Source organism: Streptomyces sp. NPDC004629 (assembly GCF_042873595.1).
Lineage (GTDB): Bacteria > Actinomycetota > Actinomycetes > Streptomycetales > Streptomycetaceae > Streptomyces.
The window spans coordinates 101,382-121,168 of record NZ_JBIALO010000006.1; the positions used below are offsets into that span (position 1 = coordinate 101,382).

The 19,787-nt window shown below is 71.5% G+C and carries 16 protein-coding genes and 1 tRNA gene; 10 read left to right on the forward strand and 7 right to left on the reverse strand.

The window, feature by feature from the left end; translation table 11 throughout:
- Positions 1–63: 63 nt before the first annotated feature.
- On the reverse strand, positions 64–2,628 hold the full coding sequence (locus ACFYTE_RS10965; protein WP_388707807.1) for an ABC transporter permease: 2,565 nt from the start codon (positions 2,626–2,628) through the stop codon (positions 64–66).
- On the reverse strand, positions 2,625–3,413 hold the full coding sequence (locus ACFYTE_RS10970) for an ABC transporter ATP-binding protein (RefSeq protein WP_388707809.1): 789 nt from the start codon (positions 3,411–3,413) through the stop codon (positions 2,625–2,627). Before ACFYTE_RS10970 ends, ACFYTE_RS10965 begins: the two co-directional genes overlap by 4 nt.
- Before the next feature lie 389 nt (positions 3,414–3,802).
- On the opposite strand from ACFYTE_RS10970, the gene ACFYTE_RS10975 reads away from it, so the two are divergent.
- On the forward strand, positions 3,803–5,296 hold the full coding sequence (locus tag ACFYTE_RS10975; RefSeq protein WP_388707812.1) for an MFS transporter: 1,494 nt from the start codon (positions 3,803–3,805) through the stop codon (positions 5,294–5,296).
- Positions 5,297–5,334: 38 nt separating this feature from the next.
- Here the strand turns inward: ACFYTE_RS10975 and ACFYTE_RS10980 are convergent, their stop codons facing one another.
- From ACFYTE_RS10980 to ACFYTE_RS10990, 3 genes are all read right to left on the reverse strand, one after another.
- Positions 5,335–6,222, reverse strand: a complete 888-nt coding sequence (locus ACFYTE_RS10980; RefSeq protein WP_388707814.1) for a cellulose-binding protein — start codon at positions 6,220–6,222, stop codon at positions 5,335–5,337.
- 144 nt (positions 6,223–6,366) lie between these two features.
- Positions 6,367–8,697, reverse strand: a complete 2,331-nt coding sequence (locus tag ACFYTE_RS10985) for an SUKH-4 family immunity protein (protein WP_388708357.1) — start codon at positions 8,695–8,697, stop codon at positions 6,367–6,369.
- A gap of 823 nt (positions 8,698–9,520) precedes the next feature.
- On the reverse strand, positions 9,521–10,519 hold the full coding sequence (locus ACFYTE_RS10990; protein ID WP_388707817.1) for an SMI1/KNR4 family protein: 999 nt from the start codon (positions 10,517–10,519) through the stop codon (positions 9,521–9,523).
- Positions 10,520–10,818: 299 nt separating this feature from the next.
- On the opposite strand from ACFYTE_RS10990, the gene ACFYTE_RS10995 reads away from it, so the two are divergent.
- Both ACFYTE_RS10995 and ACFYTE_RS11000 read left to right on the forward strand, forming a co-directional pair.
- Positions 10,819–11,370: a YwqJ-related putative deaminase gene (locus tag ACFYTE_RS10995; RefSeq protein ID WP_388707820.1), complete on the forward strand. Its 552-nt coding sequence runs from the start codon at positions 10,819–10,821 to the stop codon at positions 11,368–11,370.
- Positions 11,371–11,485: 115 nt separating this feature from the next.
- Positions 11,486–11,980 (forward strand): SUKH-3 domain-containing protein, encoded by a 495-nt coding sequence (locus ACFYTE_RS11000; RefSeq protein WP_388707823.1) that lies wholly within the window; start codon positions 11,486–11,488, stop codon positions 11,978–11,980.
- Positions 11,981–12,203: 223 nt separating this feature from the next.
- Here the strand turns inward: ACFYTE_RS11000 and ACFYTE_RS11005 are convergent, their stop codons facing one another.
- Complete coding sequence (locus tag ACFYTE_RS11005) at positions 12,204–13,517, reverse strand: sensor histidine kinase (RefSeq protein ID WP_388707825.1); 1,314 nt, start codon at positions 13,515–13,517, stop codon at positions 12,204–12,206.
- Between the two features lie 166 nt (positions 13,518–13,683).
- Here ACFYTE_RS11005 and ACFYTE_RS11010 point away from each other — a divergent pair, with 166 nt between their 5' ends.
- The 7 genes from ACFYTE_RS11010 to ACFYTE_RS11040 all read left to right on the forward strand — a co-directional run bounded on the left by ACFYTE_RS11010 (position 13,684) and on the right by ACFYTE_RS11040 (position 19,476).
- Positions 13,684–14,544, forward strand: coding sequence for a hypothetical protein (locus ACFYTE_RS11010; RefSeq protein ID WP_388707828.1), 861 nt, complete (start codon positions 13,684–13,686; stop codon positions 14,542–14,544).
- Between the two features lie 23 nt (positions 14,545–14,567).
- Positions 14,568–14,638: transfer RNA gene (locus ACFYTE_RS11015), tRNA-Gln, on the forward strand.
- A 128-nt stretch (positions 14,639–14,766) separates the two neighbouring features.
- On the forward strand, positions 14,767–16,215 hold the full coding sequence (glmU, locus tag ACFYTE_RS11020) for a bifunctional UDP-N-acetylglucosamine diphosphorylase/glucosamine-1-phosphate N-acetyltransferase GlmU (protein ID WP_388708360.1): 1,449 nt from the start codon (positions 14,767–14,769) through the stop codon (positions 16,213–16,215).
- 128 nt (positions 16,216–16,343) lie between these two features.
- Positions 16,344–17,324: a ribose-phosphate diphosphokinase gene (locus ACFYTE_RS11025; protein WP_388707831.1), complete on the forward strand. Its 981-nt coding sequence runs from the start codon at positions 16,344–16,346 to the stop codon at positions 17,322–17,324.
- Positions 17,325–17,560: 236 nt separating this feature from the next.
- Positions 17,561–18,154: a 50S ribosomal protein L25/general stress protein Ctc gene (locus tag ACFYTE_RS11030; protein WP_388707833.1), complete on the forward strand. Its 594-nt coding sequence runs from the start codon at positions 17,561–17,563 to the stop codon at positions 18,152–18,154.
- A gap of 163 nt (positions 18,155–18,317) precedes the next feature.
- Positions 18,318–18,920, forward strand: a complete 603-nt coding sequence (pth, locus tag ACFYTE_RS11035; protein ID WP_388707835.1) for an aminoacyl-tRNA hydrolase — start codon at positions 18,318–18,320, stop codon at positions 18,918–18,920.
- Positions 18,921–18,972: 52 nt separating this feature from the next.
- The gene (locus ACFYTE_RS11040; RefSeq protein ID WP_388707837.1) at positions 18,973–19,476 is read left to right on the forward strand and encodes a hypothetical protein; all 504 of its coding nucleotides are present in this window, start codon (positions 18,973–18,975) and stop codon (positions 19,474–19,476) included.
- Positions 19,477–19,633: 157 nt separating this feature from the next.
- Here the strand turns inward: ACFYTE_RS11040 and ACFYTE_RS11045 are convergent, their stop codons facing one another.
- Positions 19,634–19,780, reverse strand: coding sequence for a hypothetical protein (locus ACFYTE_RS11045; protein WP_388707839.1), 147 nt, complete (start codon positions 19,778–19,780; stop codon positions 19,634–19,636).
- Positions 19,781–19,787: the final 7 nt, after the last annotated feature.

Sequence of the window (19,787 nt, forward strand, 5' to 3'; positions counted from 1 at the left end):
CACTTCCCGGCACCGGGCCTTTCCCTTCCCCCGCAACCCCCGTCTGCGGTGGTCTTGAGGCTGTCACTCCGTGGCGATCGCGTTCAGTACGTTCATCCGGCCCGCGCGGAACGCCGGGATCAGGGCGGCGAACAGGCCCACGAAGGCGGAGCCGATGAAGACGCCGATGATCGTCGGCCAGGGGATGTCCAGGACGCCCAGGCCCTCCAGGGCGAGCAGCTTCTGGGCGGTGGTGCCCCAGCCCATGCCAAGGCCGAGGCCGAGGAGGGCACCGAAGAGGGCGATGACCACGGACTCCATGCGGATCATGCGACGCAGCTGGCGGCGGGACAGGCCGATGGCCCGCATCAGGCCGATCTCCCGGGTCCGCTCGACCACCGACAGCGCCAGGGTGTTCACCACGCCCAGCACCGCGACGATGATCGCCAGGGCGAGCAGGCCGTAGACCATGTTCAGGAGCTGGCCGACCTGGTCCTTCAGTTCCTGCTTGTAGTCGGTCTGGTCCCTGACCTGGTAGGTCGGGTACTTCTTCAGCGCGCTCTTCAGTGCCGCGTACGCCTGCTTCTCCTGGCCCTTCTCCGCCTTCGCGAACATGATCAGGTTCGGCGGGATCTGGCTCTTGGGCAGGTACTTCTCCATGGTGGCGATGCTGATGTAGCGGGCGCCCTGGTCGATCGCGGTGGAGTCGTCGGTGATCGCGGCCACCTTCAGCCGGGCCGTGCGACCGCCCTTGAAGGCGACGGTGAGGGTGTCGCCGACCCGCACGTCGTGCTTCTTGGCGTAGTCGGAGCCCACCGACATCGCGTCGGTGCCGTAGGCGTCCTTCAGGGTGCCCTCGGTGGTCGGGCGGCGCAGGTCGTCGGCGTACGTCGGATCCGCGGCCGTGATGCCGGAGTCGTCGGCCTTGCCGTCGGGCGAGGTGAGGGTGGCGTCGAGGTCCTTGTAGCGGGTGACGTGGGCCAGGCCCGGGGCCTGCGCCATGGCCTTCTCCGCCTGCGGGACGATCGGCTGGTTGCCCTCGATGATGAAGTCCGCGCCGACCGACTTGTCCAGTTCGCTGGTGGCGGAGGCGACCATGGAGGAGCCGACCACCGACAGGCAGGCGACCAGCGCGAGGCCGATCATCAGGGCGGCGCCGGTGGCTCCGGTGCGCCGCGGGTTGCGCAGGGCGTTGCGTTCGGCCATCCGGCCGACCGGCCCGAAGGCCCGCAGCAGCACCGCGCTGATCACCCGGACCACGCCCCCGGCCAGCAGCGGGCCGATGACGACGAAGCCGATCAGGGTCAGCACGATGCCCAGGCCGAGGACGAGCGCGCCGTCGCTCGCCTTGTCCGCGGTGGCCGCCGCGTACAGGGCGGCGCCGCCGGCGCCGGTGAGCACCAGGCCGATCAGGGCGCGTACCAGACCCGCCCGGCCGTCGGCCGGGGTGCCGGCGTCGCGCAGCGCGGCCATCGGGGAGACCTTGCCGGCGCGCCGGGCCGGCAGATAGGCGGCCAGCACAGTGACGACCACGCCGAGCACCAGGCCCACCACCGGGGTGGTGGCCTTGACGGTCAGGTCACGGGTGGACAGTTCCATGCCCGCCGCGCCCATGAGCTTCATCAGGCCGACCGCGATGCCGACGCCGGCGCCGACGCCGAGGACCGAGCCGACGAAGCCGAGCAGCAGCGCCTCGGCCAGCACCGACCGGTTGACCTGCCGGCGGGAGGAGCCGATGGCCCGCATCAGGCCGATCTCGCGGGTGCGCTGGGCGACCAGCATCGAGAAGGTGTTGATGATCAGGAAGATGCCCACCAGGAACGCGATCCCGGCGAAGCCGAGCATGGCGTACTTGATGACGTCCATGAAGGCGCCGACGTCCTTGCGGTTCTCGTCGGCGTTCTCCTTGGCCGTCTGGAACTTGTACGGCCCGCCGAGCGCGCCTGCGACGTTCTGCTTGAGCTGCGCGTCGGAGACGCCGGCCGCGGCGGTGACGTTGATCTGGGTGTAGCGGCCGGTGCCGCCGAGCAGGTGGCGCTGGGCGGTGGGGGTGTCGAAGTAGACGATGGCGGCGCCGGGGTTGGTCACCTTGAAGGTGGCGATGCCGACGATCCGGGCGGTGAAGTCACCCCGCTGTGTGATGGTGCGCAGTTCGTCGCCGAGCTTCAGGTGATGCTTGTCGGCGGTGTCGGCGTCGACCATCGTCTGGGTCGGCCCGCGCGGGGCGTGCCCGGAGGTGATCTCCATGGAACGCAGGTCGTTGCTCGTCCAGTTGCCCGCGATGGTGGGCGCGCCGGTGGTGGAGCCCACGTTCTCGTTGTCACCGTCCACCACGGTCACGCTCATCGAACTGACCGCGCCCTCGGCCGACTTGACGCCGTCCACGGTCTTGGCCCGGTCCAGTGCGGCGGCGGGCAGCGACAGCGGCACGCCGTTCTGCGGGGTCTCCTCGCTCTTGGCTTCCTTCGGCGAGACGGTGACGTCGGACGCGGTCACCGAGAACAGCTTGTCGAACGTCGTGTTCATGGTGTCGGTGAACACCAGCGTGCCGCACACGAACGCGACCGACAGCAGGACGGCGACCGCCGACAGCGCCATGCGTCCCTTGTGCGCGAAGAAGTTGCGCAGCGAGGTCCTCAGGACGGTCATGACGTGCGCCCCCGGGCGTCGAAGTCCTTCATGCGGTCGAGGACCTGGTCGGCGGTCGGCTGGTACATCTCGTCGACGATGCGGCCGTCGGCGAGGTAGAGGACCCGGTCCGCGTACGAGGCGGCCACCGGGTCGTGGGTGACCATGACGATGGTCTGGCCCAGTTCGTCGACCGACCGGCGTAGGAAGCCCAGCACCTCGGCGCCCGCCCGGGAGTCGAGGTTTCCGGTCGGCTCGTCACCGAAGATGATCTCGGGGCGGGCGGCCAGCGCGCGGGCCACGGCGACCCGCTGCTGCTGTCCGCCGGAGAGCTGGGTGGGCCGGTGCTTGAGCCGTCCGGCCAGGCCGACGGTCTCCACGACCCGGTCCAGCCACGCCTTGTCGGGCTTGCGCCCGGCGATGTCCATGGGCAGGGTGATGTTCTCGATCGCGTTCAGCGTCGGCAGCAGGTTGAACGCCTGGAAGATGAACCCGATCCGGTCCCGGCGCAGTTGGGTGAGCTTCTTGTCCTTCAGGCCGGTGATCTCGGTCTCGTCCAGGTGGATCTGCCCGCTGGTGACCGTGTCGAGACCGGCGAGGCAGTGCATCAGGGTGGACTTGCCGGACCCCGAGGGGCCCATGATCGCGGTGAACCGACCGCGGGCGATGTCCACGTCGACGTGGTCGAGGGCGACGACCCGGGTCTCCCCGGAGCCGTACGCCTTGACGACCTGCCGCGCCCGCGCGGCAACGGCCGTACGCCCTCCAGTACCCCCGTGCCTGGGAATGGTCACAGCCGATGTCACGGTAAGTCTCCTATGTCGGTTTGCGCTTGAGCGGCGCGAAGCGGTACGTCGATGAGTCTCGTGGCCGGCAGGGGTGCCGCGCGCTGGTGCACAGCCCCGTTTCCTCCTGGGGAAAACCCCACCCCTGCCGTGCGGCGAGCCGCCCCCCAGCGGCATAAAGCCAGGTTAAGGACGACGACGTACGCATCTCGTCCTTCGCCGGGACGAACCCTGCCCGGGCCTCAGTACGGAGGTACCCCTAGGGGTCGTCCACCGCCGGGTGGACACCTTCTCGGGGTCGGGTCCACCCTCCGGCCAAGGAAGCCTCCACCCTCCCGCCGCGTCAGGGTCAAGTGGGAAGCTGTCGTACGCCGGATGGATGCACAGGGAAACCAGTCAGGGGGACCGCGGTGGGCAGCACGAAACCCGTGATACGCGACGCCGCTCGGCAGGCCGGGACAAACCGCAGGGGCGCGGTGGTCGCCGCGCTGATGCTCGCGATGGCACTGGCGGCCCTCGACTCCACCATCGTCTCCACGGCCGTCCCGCAGATCGTCGGCGACCTCGGCGGCTTCTCCGTCTTCTCCTGGCTGTTCTCCGGCTATCTGCTCGCCGTCACCGTCACCCTCCCCGTCTACGGCAAGCTCTCCGACACCTTCGGCCGCAAGCCGGTCCTGGTCGCGGGCGCGGCCGTCTTCCTGGTCGGCTCGCTGCTGTGCGCGCTCGCCTGGAACATGGGGGCGCTGATCGCGTTCCGCATCGTGCAGGGCCTGGGCGGCGGCGCGTTGCAGGGCACGGTGCAGACCCTCGCGGCCGATCTGTACCCGCTCAAGGAACGCCCGAAGATCCAGTCCAAGCTGTCCACGGTGTGGGCGGTGTCGGCGGTCGCCGGCCCGGGGCTCGGCGGAGTGCTGGCGGCCTACGCGGACTGGCGGTGGATCTTCCTGGTCAACCTGCCCATCGGCGCGGCGGCCCTGTGGCTGATCGTCCGCCATCTCCACGAACCCGCACGCGAGCCGCGCACGCCCCCGCGCATCGACTGGGCGGGCGCGCTCGCGGTGTTCGCGTGCGGCGGGGCGCTGCTGACCGCACTGGTACAGGGCGGGGTGGCGTGGCCATGGCTGTCCACGCCGTCACTCACCCTGTTCGCCACGGGCCTCGCCCTGGTCGCGGTCGTGGTGTGGGTGGAGCGCCGGGCGGCGGAGCCGATCATCCCCGGCTGGGTGTGGCGGCGCCCTACGATCGCGGCGGTCAACCTCGCGCTGGGCGCGCTCGGCCTGCTGATGGTGGCACCCACCGTGTTCCTGCCGACGTACGCGCAGTCGGTGCTCGGCCTGGCCCCGGTGGCCGCCGGATTCGTGCTCTCCGTGTGGACCCTGACCTGGCCGGTGTCCGCGGCGCTGAGCCAGCACGTGTACCGGCGCATCGGCTTTCGCGACACCGCGCTGCTCGGCATCGGCGCGGCGGCACTGATCCTGTTCGCGTTCCCGTTCCTGCCGTACCCGGGCGCGGCGTGGCAGCCGACGCTGCTGATGCTGCTGCTAGGCGCCGCGCTCGGCCTGTTCCAACTGCCGCTGATCGTCGGCGTCCAGTCCACGGTGGGCTGGGCGGAACGCGGCACGGCCACCGCCTCCGTCCTGTTCTGCCGCCAGACCGGCCAGACCGTCGGCGCCGCCGTGTTCGGCGCGGTCGCCAACGGCGTGCTGGCCGCCCGGCTGGGCGACGCGGGCGACCTGGACGCGGTGACCCGCTCCCTGGACTCCGGCACCGCAGCGGAGTCCACCCGGCGCGCCATCGCCGAGGCGGTGCACGCGGTGTACCTCGGAGCGGCCTGCGCGGCGGCCCTGGCCTTCCTGGCCGTGCTGCTCCTCGCGCCGCGCCGCTTCCCCGTACTGCACGACTGACCCCGCCGCCGGACGCCTCGGGGCCCGGTGCGGCCGGGTCACTCCCAGGCGGTGCGCCCGGTCAGCGAGGTGAGGCTGTCGCGCACACAGTCCATCTGCGCCTGCATGTCGTCCCACACCTCGCTGTGCTCGCGCAGCACCCGCTCGGTCTCGTGCGCGATGTACTCCTCCCGCACCCGCGCGTCGGCAACGATCTCGGCGGCACGCGCGTGTGCCTCGTCCTGGCACCGCCGGGCCGCCTCCCGCGCCTCCCCGATCTCCCGCTGCGCCACGGCCAGCGCGGCCTCGGCCCGGGTCACGGCATCGGTGTCCCCGCTCTCCCGCGCCGCCGCCCGCTCAATCTCCTCCTGGTCCGCCTCCGCCCACCGCGCCGCATGCTCCTTGGCCTGCTCGGCGAGCATCGCGGCGGTCCGCTGCCGCATGTCCCGCAGCGCCGCAAGGGCCTCGCCGCGCCACTCCTTCACCGCACGCCGGGCCCCGACGCGCACGTCGTCCGCCTCGGCCTGCGCCGCGAGGAGCCGTCGGCGGGCGCGCTCCTCGGCCTCCGCGCGCAAGATGTCCGCCTCGGCCTGGGCCGCCCGGCGCACGCCGAGCGCATACTCCTCGGCCCGGGCCAACTCCTCCCGCACCACGCCTCGAACGCCCTCCCGCAGGGCCGCCGCCTCCTCCTGCGCCAGCTGGAAGATCCGGCACGCGTTCTCCCCGAGCGTCTCGTACGTCTGCGGAGCGAGCCGCGCGACCGTCTCACGCAGCCGCCCCACCTCCGCCTCCATGTCCCTGGCGAGTACGGTCAGCCGCGCGGCCCGCTCCCACGCGGCGTCCCGCTCCCCCGAGAGCGCCGCCGTGTACGCGTCCACCTGCTCGGGGCGGTAGCCGCGCCCGCGGACGGTCAGGAAGCCGTGCGATGGCACCGATGCCCTGTTCATCCTGGAACCTCTCTCCGCCGAACACACACGAAATGATGATTTCGCGCAGATCAGGATGAATAGGGTGTAAGCGTTCGTGACACGCAAAGGGGGCCGGGTCCGATCACTCGACCGGACCCGGCCCCCGGGCTCACCAGTGCACGGCTACAACAGGCCGTCCCACATCTGCTCCAGCAGCACCGACCACCAACTCTCCGGCGAACCGAGCGCCGCCGGATCGAGGGAGGCGAGCTGGGCCTGGAAATCGACGGTCCAGCGACCCGCCTGCTCCTGGTTGAGGCCGTACCGCAGCCGCCACATCCGGCCGAGCAGCGCCAGGCAGCGCGCGAACTCCGGCAGGCCGGTGTTCACGAACTGCGGCGGTACCGGCGCCCCGCCAGGCCCCGCCTCCACCGGCACGGCCACGATGTTCGCCGTGCCGTACTGCACACAGATCGCCCGGCCGAAGTCGGTGCCCATCACCAGGTACGAACCCGCGTCCGCGGCGGGCTGCACCCCGCGCTCCTGCGCCAGCTCCGCCAGCGTCGGCACCGGACGGCCCGGCTGGGCCTGTGCCCAGAAGAACGGGCCCACGTCCACCGGCAGTCCGGCCACGACCAGCGTGTGCGCCACGACCGGCGGCACGCCCTGCCGGGACACCGCGGCCTGCTCGAAGTGGAACACACCCGGCCCGAACGCCGCCGCCAGTTCCTGCGCCACCCCCTCCGGCGGGACCGGCGGCGCGGCCTGCACCGGGGGCAGCGGCGCCCGTACCGGCGCCGGCCGCGCGGGGCCGTCCGCCACCTGGTGCAACTCGCCCTGGTGCGCGAGCAGTTGCTGCATTCCCTGCTGCCGGCTCGCATGGTCCGTGCCGTACGGCGCGATGCTCGTGATGCGTGCCTGCGGCCACTGCTCGCGGATCATTCGCGCGCAGTAGGCACCCGGCAGCTCACAGGACTCCAGCTCCGTGTGCAGCTCCAGCACCTGGTCCGGCGGGACGTTCATAGCGCGCAGCTCGTGGAAGATCTGCCACTCCGGGTGCGGCGTGCCCGGCGCCGAGCGCCGGATCAGCTGCTGCTCGGAACCGTCCAGCGCGCGGTAGCGCAGCACGGCCTGATACCCCGGGCCGACCGTCGGCTGCGCCTGCTGCGGATAGCCGTACGCGGGCGGCGGGACCGCGCCGGGCGGCGCCGGCGGGGCGCCCGGGGGCATACCGGGAGCGCCCGGCGCACCGGGTACGCCCGGTACGCCGTGGGGCGGCGGCGGAGGCGTGCCGGGGCCGCCCACCGGGGGCGCGGCCAGCACGGTCTCGGCGTGATGCACGGGAGGCGGCTGCGGGGCGCCGGCCACGGGAGGCGCACCCGGCACACCCGGCGGATTCGGCGCGCCAGGGGCACCCGGGGGCTGCGGCGCTCCGGGAGGCTGCGGGGCTCCCGGGCGCTGCGGGGCGCCGCCGCCCGTGCCGCCACCCGCCATCTGACTCGGGTCGGCCAGCACGGTGGCCGCGTGGTGCACGCTGCCGGGAGGGGTGTCGCCCGGCGCACCCGGCGGGTTCGGGGCGCCGGATCCGTCCGGGCCGAGCGACGACACGAACTGCGTCGGCACGTAACCGCCGGGCGGCGTACCGGGCCCACCCGGCGAAGGCGTGCTCCCCGGCCGTACGCCCGGGGTGCCCGGAGCGCCCGGCGGCGGAGGCGGCGTGCCCATGCCGGCGCCACGACGCGCCGGCGGCGCGGCCTTGCTCGTGGCGGCGTCCGCGATGTCACCCGCGGCGGCCGGGGGCACAGGACTGCCCTGCGGGAACCCAGACGGCGGCGGAGCGCTGCCCTGCGGCACACCCGGAGGCGGAGGACTGCCCTGCGGGAATCCCGGAGGCGGCGGCGTGGCGGGGCCCTGCGCAGGGGACGGGCCGGCCGGCCCGGCACCCGGAGGCGGGGTGCCGGGGGCACCAGCACCCTGCGGATAGCCGTACGGGGGCACACCCGCCGGAGCCGAAGCCATGGCCCCCGGCCCACCCGGCACAGGCGGAGGCGTAACGCCCGGCGCACCCGGCACGGGGGGAGGCGTGCTCCCCGGCGCGCCCGGCGGAGGCGCAGGCATGCCCCCCGGCACACCCGGCGAAGATGCAGGCATACTGCCCGGCCCACCCGGCGGAGGCGCAGGCATGCTCCCCGGCCCACCCGGCACAGGCGGGGGCACGCTGCCCGGCGCGCCCGGCACAGGCGGAGGCGTAGCGCCCGGCGCGCCCGGCGAAGATGCAGGCATGCTCCCCGGCTCACCTGGCACAGGCGGAGGCGTAGCGCCCGGCACACCCGGCGCGGGCGGCGGCGTGCTGCCTGGCACACCCGGCGGAGGCGCAGGCATGCCCCCCGAACCACCCGGCACAGGCGGAGGCGTAGCGCCCGGCACACCCGGCGCGGGCGGCGGCGTGCTGCCCGGCACACCCGGCGGAGGCGCAGGCATGCTGCTCGGTGTGACCGGCGGAGGTGCAGGCATGTTCCCCGGTGGGGGCGGAGGCGTGCTGCCCTGTGGGACGGGGGTGTTCGGGTCGTCGACGGCCGGGGAGACCACCGTGCGCGGCAACTGACTGCCGCCCGACATCAGCGCCGTCTTGGCGTCCGGCGCGGCGGGCGGCGAAGTGTCGTCGTCCGAGTCGCCCGCCGGCGGCGAGAACACCGTCGCGGGCAGCGGCACCGACCGGTCCTCACCCGCGTCGGCGTTGGTGTCCGTGCCCGCCCAGGGCGTCGCGCCCACCGGCGCACCGGGCGCCACCTGCCCGGCACCGCCCTCGGCGCCCCCCGCGGCCGGCCACACAGAACCGGAACCGCCCCCCGCACCGGGCGTCGCACCCGACGCCGTATCGGACGCGGGCGGCCGGGCCGGAACCCCGGCCTGAGTCTCGGGCAACGCACCGCCTCCCGCCGCCCGCCGATCCGGAATGCCCAGCTTGTCGGCCGCCTCCTGAAGCCACTCCGGAGGACTCAGCAGGAACGACGTCTGGTTGAGATCCACCCGCGCCGCGGGCGCCGGCGGCGCCGCGGCCAGGCCCGCCTCACGGCCGTACTCCTCCTCGTACCGGCGGATCACCTCACCCACCGGCAGCGCCGGCCACAACGTGGCCTCACCACTGTCCCGGGCGATCACAAGCCGCTGCGCGCCCGCGTCCGAACGCGGACCCTCCGCCCGGTCCTCGCCCCACACCACAAAGCCGAGTTCGAACTCCCGCACCCGCACCTCGCGATGCTGGTACGCGGGCACGTCCCCGTTGATCCACTCCTCCGCGCGCTCCTGCGCCTGCGCAAACGTCACCATCGAAAGCTCACTCCCCCGCAGACCCGGCCGACGACACCGGCACCGCACGCGCGAAGCCGCCGTCCACCATCAGGTTCGCCACCGTATCCAGCTCCGGCGGACTGCCCGCGAGCCGCGACAGAAAGGCGTCGAAGTCCTCACCGCACGGCAGCAGCAGCCGCGCCACCCGCTCCGCCGGCGGCCACGCCGGATCCACGTCCCGCACATCGTCGTACGCGCAGAACCACACCGAACCCGTCCGCTCGCCCTTGACCTTCACCGCGAGCAGCCCGCCCTGCACAAAGGCCACACCCAGGTAATCCTTGGTCAGATGGTCCCGCAGACACTTGTTCACGTACACCAGGTCATTGACCGCCGCCTCGTCCCGCACCGTGAAGAACGGCTGGTCCAGCAGCAGCCCCAACTCCGCGTCCAGCGCCGTGCCCACCGGCGCACAACCACCCGCCGCCTTCAGGAACGAGCGGTACGCGCCGGGCAGCCGGTACCCCAGGTCCTCCTCGACCCCCTGCACCTGCTGCTCCGTCACGGCCACACCCGGCTTCGGCAGCCCGAAGTGCGCCGGACGCGTCTCCTGCAACGGCCGCGTGCCCCGCTTGCCCCGGTCGACACGCGCCGTGGCGATCCCACCGTGGTGCCGCAGCAGCGCCTTCACCTCGACCGGAACCAGTTCCAGCCGCCGCGAACCGGCCACGTGATGCCAGGTCCAGCCGTGCGGGGTGGCCACCTCAGGGACCGTGTCCCACAGCTCGTGCCCCGCCGCCGACAGGGCCGCGTTCGCCGACACATAGTCCGTCAGCCGCAGTTCGTCGACGCCGAAACCCTCCGGCGGATCGGCGATCTCCGCCGCCGCACGCGCATAGGGCGAGAAGTCGGGATAGCCGCGCTCGTCGACCCGTACCCCTCTCGGGTGGCGCGCCGCCCGGACCGGATCCGGGAAGTGCACGACCTGCCCGGCATAGGCCGCGTTCGGCGGCGCGGCTTGTTGCCCGAGCCGACCTGTCGTCATGGCGGTTGCCCCCTGCGGCACTCTGTACGAACCGCGACCGCACCACGCACGGCGCGCCACGACCCGTATCCGACTGTCTCTCCAACGTCACCGACGCGTTGACCGCGCCCATCGCGGTGCCGACAGCCTATGCGGTACGCGGACACCGGTCACCGGGCCTCCGCTTCCGTGACCAGAGGTCACCACACCGTGACAGCCCGCCCAAACCCGGGCGTGTCGCACCGCCCCAGCTTCCGCACCCGCCACGGCATTTGGCACTCTGTGTCCTTCGGGGGACGCCCGGGAGGGGAAAGACGATCATGAACTCGACGCAGACGGGACCGCAGGGGAACGCCCGCGCCACAGCGCGGGCCGGCTCCGCCGACAGCCCGTCCGGCGACCCCCGCATCGGCTGGAGCCACACCGAGTCACCCCAGGTGCCCGCCCTCCTCCACCGACGCGACGGCATCCTGCCGACCGTCGCCGCCGCCCTGTCCGTGCGCGGCGCCACCCTCACCGGCACCGCCGCACGCGGCGACCAGACCCCACCCCTGCACCCCCTCGTCCAGGACTTCCTCGACACCCTCACCAGCGACCAGCGGGACCGCTTCACCGGCCGCTGCGCCGAGACCATCCTCATCTCCCGCCACATCGCCGCCGCCGACGCCGCACGCAGCAAGCGCGCCGCCCGCAAGCCGATGACCAACGGCGAAGCCCGCAAAGCCCTCAAGCAGGCCAAGCTCACCACGCGCCGGATACGCGAGGACGGCGACCCCCTGCACGGCAGCTTCGCCGCACCCTGCCGCGCCTGCACCGCCCTGAGCGCCCACTTCGGCGTCCGCGTCGTCGATGCGACCGCCGCGAACGGCTGAACACCCCAGGCCGGCATCCGTATCCCTCCCCGACACCCCCACCACCCTCCCCGCGCCACGCCCGCACGACCGGAACCACCCGTACCACCGCAAGGCCTCGACGAACGAAGGGCAGATGCACACCGACCGCACCACCTCCACCCGCTTCGCCGTGCCCGTCGACGCCGCGCTGCGCGCCGCCGGCTGGCAGCCCGGACGCTGGGACATAAAACAGGCCGAAGTCTGGGCCGACGCCCTGCGCGCCCATGTCTCACCCGCCGGTCACCGGCACTCCGTCTTCCCCGCGGCCGTCGAGGCCTGGGCCGAGTTCGGCGGACTCCGCATCGCCCCCCTGGGCCCCGGCCGTCAGATCGCGCCCGCCGCACTGCACCTCGAACCGCTGCACGGCCTGCACCTCGCCCGCACCCTCGGCGACCTCGGCCGCGCCCTGGACACGGAACTGTGCCCGCTCGGCGAGGAGACCGACACCGGCGCACTGCTCGCCATCGACGCCGAAGGCCGCGTCTACACCCTCGACCACACCGGCGACTGGTACCTCGGCCCGGACATCGACCGCGCCCTCACCACACTCATCGCGGGCACCCAGCCGACCCGCCTGACCGCGGCCTGACCCACACGACCAGCCGCGCCGACCGCCCCCGGGACGGACACCCGGCCCCACCCGACGACACCCCAGACCGCACACCCGAACCGCCCCGAGGCCGGACCCACCAGCCGACCCAGCCGGACGCACGGGGCAATCCACGCCCGGACAGACGGGGCGCGGACCGCCGCCCGACGCGCGCGGCGGTCCACCCACCGACACACGTACGCCGACACCCGGGCACCGAATATCAAACCGCCGGAATCACCGCCGAGACCCTGAAACCCCCCGCGTCCGTCGGACCGGACACGAAAACGCCGCCCAGCGCCACGACCCGCTCCCGCATCCCCAGCAGACCGTTGCCACCGGACGGCAGCCGCGCCGCCGACGCCGACGCAGGCTCGGGCGGCGGCTCGTTCTCCACCTGCATCGCGATCTCCGAACTGCGATGCGCCAGCCGTACGTGCGTCTTCGCGCCCGCCGCATGCTTGTGCACGTTCGTCAACGCCTCCTGCACCACGCGGTACGCCGTCTGCTCGATCTCCCGCGCATACGACCGCTCCTCGCCCTCCACCGACAGGTTCACCACCATGCCCGCCGCGGCCGACTGCCCGATCAACTCGTCCAGTTCGGACAGACACGGCCCGTCCCCCGCACCCTCCTCGGCCACAGCCCGCGACGCGGCCGCCGCGGCAGCCACCTCCACAGCGGCCAGCGGCACCGGCTCCGCCCGCCGCACCGTGCCGTCCCCCGACCGCAACACCCCCAGCATCTCCCGCAGTTCCGTCAACGCCTGCCGCCCCATGTCCCCGACCAACGCCGCGTTCTTCACGGCCTTCTCCGGATCCTTGGGCGCCACCGCCTGCAACGCCGCCGCATGCACCACCATCAGACTCACCCGATGCGCGACCACGTCATGCATCTCCCGCGCGATCCGCGTGCGCTCCTCGTTGCGCGCCCACTCGGCCCGCTCCTCGGCCCGCTCGGCAAGCAGTTGCAGCTCACGCTCCAGACTGTCCGCCCGCTCCCGCAAGCTCTCCATCAGCCGCCGCCGCGCACCCACATACAGACCCAGCAGCACCGGAGGCGCGGTCACACCGAGGGACGTGGTGATGGACGCGAACGGCTCGAACCAGTCACCGAGGGTCAGATCCCCGCGCGCCGTGTCCTGCCGCACCCGCACAAACGTGACAATCATCGTCCCGACGAACGACATACCGGCCAGCGCCGCGATGATCCGGCGCGGCAGCTCGGCGGCGGCCAGCGTGTACAGGCCGACGATGCCCATCAGGAAACCCATCTGGGCGGGCGTGATCGCGATCGCCACGAGCACCACGGCGATCGGCCACTTCCTGCGCAGCAGCAGCACCGAACCGGCCAGCAGACCGAACAAAATCCCGGCCGGCACCGGGATCCCCGCGTCCCGTGCGAACGGCACGCCCTCCGCCGCGCACTCCGCGGCGGACACCACCGCGAGGCCGCCGTCGAGCAGTGCACTGCGCCACCTCGCCCACCACCACGGCCCCGTCACGGCCGTCGCGTGGTCTTCCCCCGTCGTGGTCATGCGTCCAGCCTACGGGCGGCGGGCGCCGCTTATCGGGTGAGTTTTGCGTACCCGCTCACACCACACTCCGTGAGCACGCCGTCGCTCGACCTCCCTCTGTCCCTCGAACTGGTGAACCATCTCCGTTCGACTCCGGAACGACTCATTCCGGCCGGACGGTATGCCCATGGCACATCCACCCGGCAAATACACCGACTTCGAGAACTTACGCGAACAGGCGATCGCACTGCGGCGGGCAGGGCTCAGCCGTCGCCAGATCCGCGACCGACTGCACATCGACAACAACGACATCCTCAACCGCCTCCTGGAGGGCGAGCCGCCCCCGGAATGGACGAAGCGCCCGAACGCCAAGGACGACCAGCGCGACAAGGCGCGAGAACTCCGCCTCCAGGGCCGGACGTACGACCAGATCCAGCTGGAGCTGGGCTGCTCGAAGAGTTCGATCTCGCTGTGGGCACGGGATCTCCCGACGCCGGAGCGCAGGCGCGGCCGCGAGGAAGCGGCGGCCATCGCCAGGAGGGGCTGGGAGGCGAGGCTCCGCATCCGCGACGAGGAGCGGCAGCACACAAAGAGCGCCGCCCGCGAGTCCATCGGCGACCTCTCGGCTCGCGAACTGTTCCTGGTGGGGGTTGGCCTCTACTGGGCCGAGGGCAGCAAGGACAAGCCGTACGCCCGCCGCGAAAACGTCACCTTCGTCAACAGCGACCCCGGGATGATCAGGGTCTTCCTCGCCTGGCTCGACCTACTCGGCGTCGAGCGCGAGCGGCACCGCTACGCCGTCATGATCCACGAGAGCGCGGACGTGGCGGCTGCCGAGCAGCACTGGGCCGAACTCATCGGCGCCGACGGCGCCCTGTTCAACAAGACGACGCTGAAGAAGCACAACCCCAAGACGGTCCGCAAAAACACCGGCGACGGCTATCACGGCTGCCTCGTGATCAAAGTCTTGAAGAGCGCCGACTTGTACCGTCGCATCGAGGGCGCTTGGTACGGCATAGTGGACTCTGCACGCGGGGCCGATCACTAGAGTCGGACATAGCGTGACAATCATCCCGGATCGTCTAAAGGTAGGACAAACGGTTTTGGTCCGTTGAATGAGGGTTCGAGTCCTTCTCCGGGAGCCCACAGCGCACAAGACCCAGGTTCGGGCCCTGACCGGTGTTGTCAGGGCCCGCTCTCATGTCGGTCGGGAAACGCCCCGGTATCCTGCGGGTGTCACCCCCACCCGTCAAAGCCGAAAGGCAACTCCGTGAGCGCCATTCGCCCGGCAGCCGTCGTCGTACTCGCAGCGGGTGAGGGCACCCGTATGAAGTCGGCCACACCCAAGGTCCTGCATCAGATCTGCGGCCGTTCCCTGGTCGGCCATGTGCTCGCCGCGGCGCGCGAGTTGAAGCCGCAGCACCTGGTCGTCGTCGTTGGTCACGCGCGCGAGCAGGTCACCGCGCACCTCGGTGAGCTGGATCCGCAGGCGCGGACGGCGGTGCAGGACCGGCAGAACGGCACGGGGCACGCGGTGCGCATGGCCGTGGAGGAGCTGGGCGGCGCAGTAGCGGGGACCGTGGTCGTGGTCTGCGGGGACACTCCGCTGCTCACGGCCGAGACGCTGCGGCGGCTCACCGACACCCATCACACCGACGGCAACGCGGTCACGGTGCTGACGGCGGAGGTGCCGGATGCGACGGGGTACGGGCGGATCGTCCGTGACGGTGCTTCCGGTGCGGTGACGGCGATCGTGGAGCACAAGGACGCCGACGAGTCGCAGCGTGCGATCCGTGAGATCAATTCGGGTGTGTTCGCCTTCGACGGGCAGTTGCTCGCGCAGGCTCTGGGCAAGCTGCGGACGGACAACAGTCAGGGCGAGGAGTACCTGACGGATGTGCTCGGGATTCTGCGGGAGGCAGGGCATCGGGTCGGCGCTTCGGTCGCCGGTGATCACCGGGAGATCGCGGGGATCAACAACCGTGTGCAGTTGGCGCAGGCCCGCCGGATCCTGAACGACCGGCTGCTGGAGCGCGCCATGCTGGCCGGCGTCACCGTGGTGGACCCGGCGACCACGTGGGTGGATGTGACGGTGTCGTTCGAGCAGGACGCCGTGGTTCATCCGGGCACGCAGTTGCATGGTGCGACCCAGGTCGGTGAGGGCGCGGAGGTCGGGCCGAACACGCGGTTGACGGATACCAGGGTGGGTGCCGGTGCCCGGGTCGACACGACGATCGCGGATCGGGCGCAGATCGGTGCGGGGGCGAGTGTGGGTCCGTTCGCGTATCTGCGTCCGGGTACGCGTCTTGGTGCCAAGGCGAAGGTGGGCACGTACGTGGAGACGAAGAACGCGGCGATCGGGGAGGGCACGAAGGTTCCGCACCTGTCGTATGTGGGGGACGCGACGATCGGTGAGTACACGAATATCGGTGCGGCGAGTGTCTTTGTGAACTACGACGGTCAGGACAAGCATCACACGTCGGTGGGTTCGCACTGTCGTACGGGTGCGGACAACATGTTTGTGGCGCCGGTCACGGTCGGGGACGGTGCTTACACCGCCGCGGGGTCTGTGATCACGAAGGATGTGCCGCCCGGTTCGCTGGCTGTGGCCCGTGGTCAGCAGCGGAATATCGAGGGCTGGGTGGCGCGTAAGCGTCCGGGGAGTGCCGCCGCGAAGGCCGCGGAGGCGGTGGCGAAACAGGGCGGAAGCGAAGACTGACCGGAAACGGGTACGTGAAGGACGGCGTACCGTGATAAGTGCACACCCGCACCCACCAGCTGAGTCGGCCTCTCATGTCCTGCCGAGAGGCCGCTCGACGGCTGAGACACCTCTGAGGAGACTGTGCTGTGACCGGGATCAAGACGACCGGCGAGAAGAAGATGATGTTCTTCTCCGGCCGCGCCCACCCCGAGCTTGCCGAGGAGGTCGCCCACCAGCTGGGTGTCGGGGTCGTCCCGACGAAGGCCTTCGACTTCGCCAATGGCGAGATCTATGTGCGGTATCAGGAGTCGGCGCGTGGTGCGGACTGTTTCCTGATCCAGAGCCATACGGCTCCGATCAATAAGTGGATCATGGAGCAGTTGATCATGATCGACGCGCTGAAGCGTGCGTCGGCCCGCTCCATCACGGTGATCGTGCCGTTCTACGGTTATGCGCGCCAGGACAAGAAGCACCGTGGACGTGAGCCGATCTCGGCGCGGTTGATCGCGGATCTGATGAAGACGGCGGGTGCGGACCGCATCCTGACGGTGGACCTGCACACGGACCAGATCCAGGGTTTCTTCGACGGTCCTGTCGATCATCTTTTCGCGTTGCCGCTCCTCGCGGACTATGTGGGTGCGAAGGTGGATCGCGCCAAGCTGACCGTGGTGTCGCCGGACGCGGGCCGGGTCCGGGTGGCCGACCGCTGGTGCGACCGGCTCGGTGCGCCGCTGGCGATCGTGCACAAGCGGCGTGACAAGGACGTGGCGAACCAGGTGACGGTGCACGAGGTGGTGGGCGAGGTCAAGGGCCGGGTGTGTGTGCTGGTCGATGACATGATCGACACCGGTGGGACGATCTGTGCCGCGGCCGACGCGTTGTTCGCGCATGGTGCGGAGGACGTCATCGTGACGGCGACGCACGGTGTGCTCTCGGGTCCGGCGGCGGACCGGTTGAAGAATTCGCGGGTGGGTGAGTTCGTGTTCACCAATACGCTGCCGACGCCGGGCGAGCTGGGCCGGGATCTGGACAAGATCACTGTTCTGTCGATCGCTCCGACGATCGCCCGTGCGGTGCGTGAGGTGTTCGAGGACGGCTCGGTGACGAGTCTTTTCGACGAGCAGTGAGGTTTCTTCAGGGTGCTCCACGGGCGGGGGCGCGCCGCGCTCCCGCCGGGGCACCATCGAGCTGAAGATCCTTTTGGGTGCGGCCTTCTTCGCCGAGTACACTTCTGAAGTTGCTCGGCGAGGGAGGCCGTGTCCCGTTTTCCGCGGGTGCGGCGGTCCGTTATCGACGCGCTCTTCGTAGCAGGCCGTTCGTGGCCGGGTGACCACGTTCCTATCCGCCTCTACGAGGAGTGATCATGTCCGAGGTGAAGCTCGCCGTCCAGACGCGCACCGAGTTCGGCAAGGGTGCCGCGCGCCGTATCCGCCGCGACAGCAAGGTTCCCGGTGTGCTGTACGGCCACGGCTCGCAGCCGCTGCACCTGACCCTGCCGGGCCACGAACTGCTGCTGGCGCTGCGCACGCCGAACGTTCTGATCTCCCTGGACATCGACGGCAAGTCCAACGAGCTGGCGATTCCGAAGGCCGTGCAGCGCGACCCGCTGAAGGGTTTCCTGGAGCACGTCGACCTGCAGCTGGTCAAGCGCGGCGAGAAGGTCACGGTCGAGATTCCCGTGCACACCGAGGGTGAGCTGGCTCCGGGCGGCAACCTGCTGGAGCATGTGCTCGCCGCGCTGCCGGTCGAGGCCGAGGCCACCCACATCCCCGAGTCCGTCACGGTGTCCGTCGAGGGCCTGGCGGCCGGCGCGTCCATTCACGCCAAGGACATCGTGCTGCCGGCGGGTTCGACCCTGGCGGTGGACGAGGACGCGGTGGTGCTGCAGGTCCTGGCGGCGCAGGCCGAGGAGGCCCCGGAGGGGGCCGCCGAGGGCGAAGAGGCCGCCGAGGCCTGAGCCTGAACGGACCGTCGGCCGTGGCGGGTCCGGGCGCTCGTTGGCCGGGTGTCCGGTGCTGTCGGCCGTGCCCACCGTTCCGCCCGTGCGGGACGGCCGCCCACAGCGGTGTGCAGCCGCTGCTTCCCCGGGGAGCAGCGGCTGCATCGCATTGCGAGGAGACATGGACGTGACCAGCCCCGCCAGTGGCCCCTGGCTGATCGTCGGGCTCGGGAATCCCGGGCCGGAGTACGCCATGAACCGGCACAACGTCGGTTTCATGGTGGTGGACCTGCTCGCCGAGCGGATCGGGGGGAAGTTCAAGCGGGCCCAGAAGGCGCAGGCGCAGGTCGTCGAGGGCCGGATCGGTCCGCCCGGTCCGGCGAGCCGGCGAGTGATCCTCGCCAAGCCGATGTCGTACATGAACCTGTCGGGTGGGCCGGTGAACGCGCTGCGGGACTTCTACAAGGTGCCGGTGGCGAACGTCGTGGCGGTGCATGACGAGTTGGACATCGACTACGGCGTTCTCAGGCTCAAACTGGGCGGCGGGGACAACGGGCACAACGGGTTGAAGTCGATCACCAAGGCGATGGGGGCGGAGTATCACCGGGTGCGGTTCGGGATCGGGCGGCCCCCGGGGCGGATGCCGGTGGCCGACTTCGTGCTGAAGGACTTCTCGTCGGCGGAGCGCAAGGAGTTGGACTACTTCGTGGACCGGGCGGCGGACGCGGTGGAGTGTCTGGTGATCGAGGGGCTGGAGCGGGCGCAAAGCTCGTACAACTCCTGACTTGTCCGCCCGTCGGCGTCCGCCGAGTTGACCGATCGGACAGCCATGGCCAATGATCCCGGCCATGCCCGCCACAGCCGCCACGTCCCGTCAGTCCTCGGTCGCCGCGCTGCGGTTCGGCCGGCTCGTGGCGATGGGGGCGGTCACCGTGCTGATCCTGGTCGCGGGTGTGTGGGGTTCCTGGGGGACCGCGCAGCACGTGATGCTGACGAAGGGCCGGGAGAGCGGCACGGTCAAGGTGACGAGCTGTGCGCAGGACACCTGTTCCGGGCCGTTCACGCCGGGCTCGGCGGGGGCGAGGGCCCGTGGGCAGGTGGTCATCGCGCGGGGCGTCGCGGTGCGCAAGGGCGAGACGTACGCGGTGGTGGTGAAGCCGGGCACCGACGAGGTCGTACGGTCCGGTCCGGCCGGGGTCCTGAACGCGTGGGTGCCGCTGGGTGGCGCATTGCTGCTGGCCTCGGTGGTGGTCGCGGGCGGGCTGCGGCTGGGCCGGCTCGCATGGATCCTGGCCGGCTCCGGCCTCATCCTCCTCACCACCACCTTCATCGCCCTCTGACCCACCCCACGGCCCCGCGGACACCGAGCCGACGGCACCGCCGCGGGGCACGGCCGGTGTCAGCCGCTGGTGCGCAGGTCCGCCGCGACGCCCCCGCTGATCACAGACCCCCACGACGATCGCCCACCACGGCCGGCCCGATCCGGCCTCGCCCAGCTCACACCCTCGCGGAGGGCGTGTCGGGGGCCGGCTCGGGGAACTGCGACTTGCCCCGCCACTGCCCGGCGCACCGCCCGTGCGGGTCCGTGGCGTGCACCTGCACCTCGGCGAGCGGTCCGAGCACCTGGTTGCCCACCGACGTCATCGGGTAC

Excerpts from the sequence above, each read along its gene's own strand:
- ACFYTE_RS10965 (WP_388707807.1), bottom strand. The coding sequence starts at position 2,628 with ATGACCGTCCTGAGGACCTCGCTGCGCAACTTCTTCGCGCACAAGGGA.
- ACFYTE_RS10980 (WP_388707814.1), bottom strand. The coding sequence starts at position 6,222 with ATGAACAGGGCATCGGTGCCATCGCACGGCTTCCTGACCGTCCGCGGG.
- ACFYTE_RS10985 (WP_388708357.1), bottom strand. The coding sequence starts at position 8,697 with ATGCCTGCACCTCCGCCGGTCACACCGAGCAGCATGCCTGCGCCTCCG.
- ACFYTE_RS10990 (WP_388707817.1), bottom strand. The coding sequence starts at position 10,519 with ATGACGACAGGTCGGCTCGGGCAACAAGCCGCGCCGCCGAACGCGGCC.
- ACFYTE_RS10995 (WP_388707820.1), top strand. The coding sequence starts at position 10,819 with ATGAACTCGACGCAGACGGGACCGCAGGGGAACGCCCGCGCCACAGCG.
- ACFYTE_RS11000 (WP_388707823.1), top strand. The coding sequence starts at position 11,486 with ATGCACACCGACCGCACCACCTCCACCCGCTTCGCCGTGCCCGTCGAC.
- ACFYTE_RS11005 (WP_388707825.1), bottom strand. The coding sequence starts at position 13,517 with ATGACCACGACGGGGGAAGACCACGCGACGGCCGTGACGGGGCCGTGG.
- ACFYTE_RS11010 (WP_388707828.1), top strand. The coding sequence starts at position 13,684 with ATGGCACATCCACCCGGCAAATACACCGACTTCGAGAACTTACGCGAA.
- ACFYTE_RS11030 (WP_388707833.1), top strand. The coding sequence starts at position 17,561 with ATGTCCGAGGTGAAGCTCGCCGTCCAGACGCGCACCGAGTTCGGCAAG.
- pth (WP_388707835.1), top strand. The coding sequence starts at position 18,318 with ATGGACGTGACCAGCCCCGCCAGTGGCCCCTGGCTGATCGTCGGGCTC.
- ACFYTE_RS11040 (WP_388707837.1), top strand. The coding sequence starts at position 18,973 with ATGATCCCGGCCATGCCCGCCACAGCCGCCACGTCCCGTCAGTCCTCG.
- ACFYTE_RS11045 (WP_388707839.1), bottom strand. The coding sequence starts at position 19,780 with ATGACGTCGGTGGGCAACCAGGTGCTCGGACCGCTCGCCGAGGTGCAG.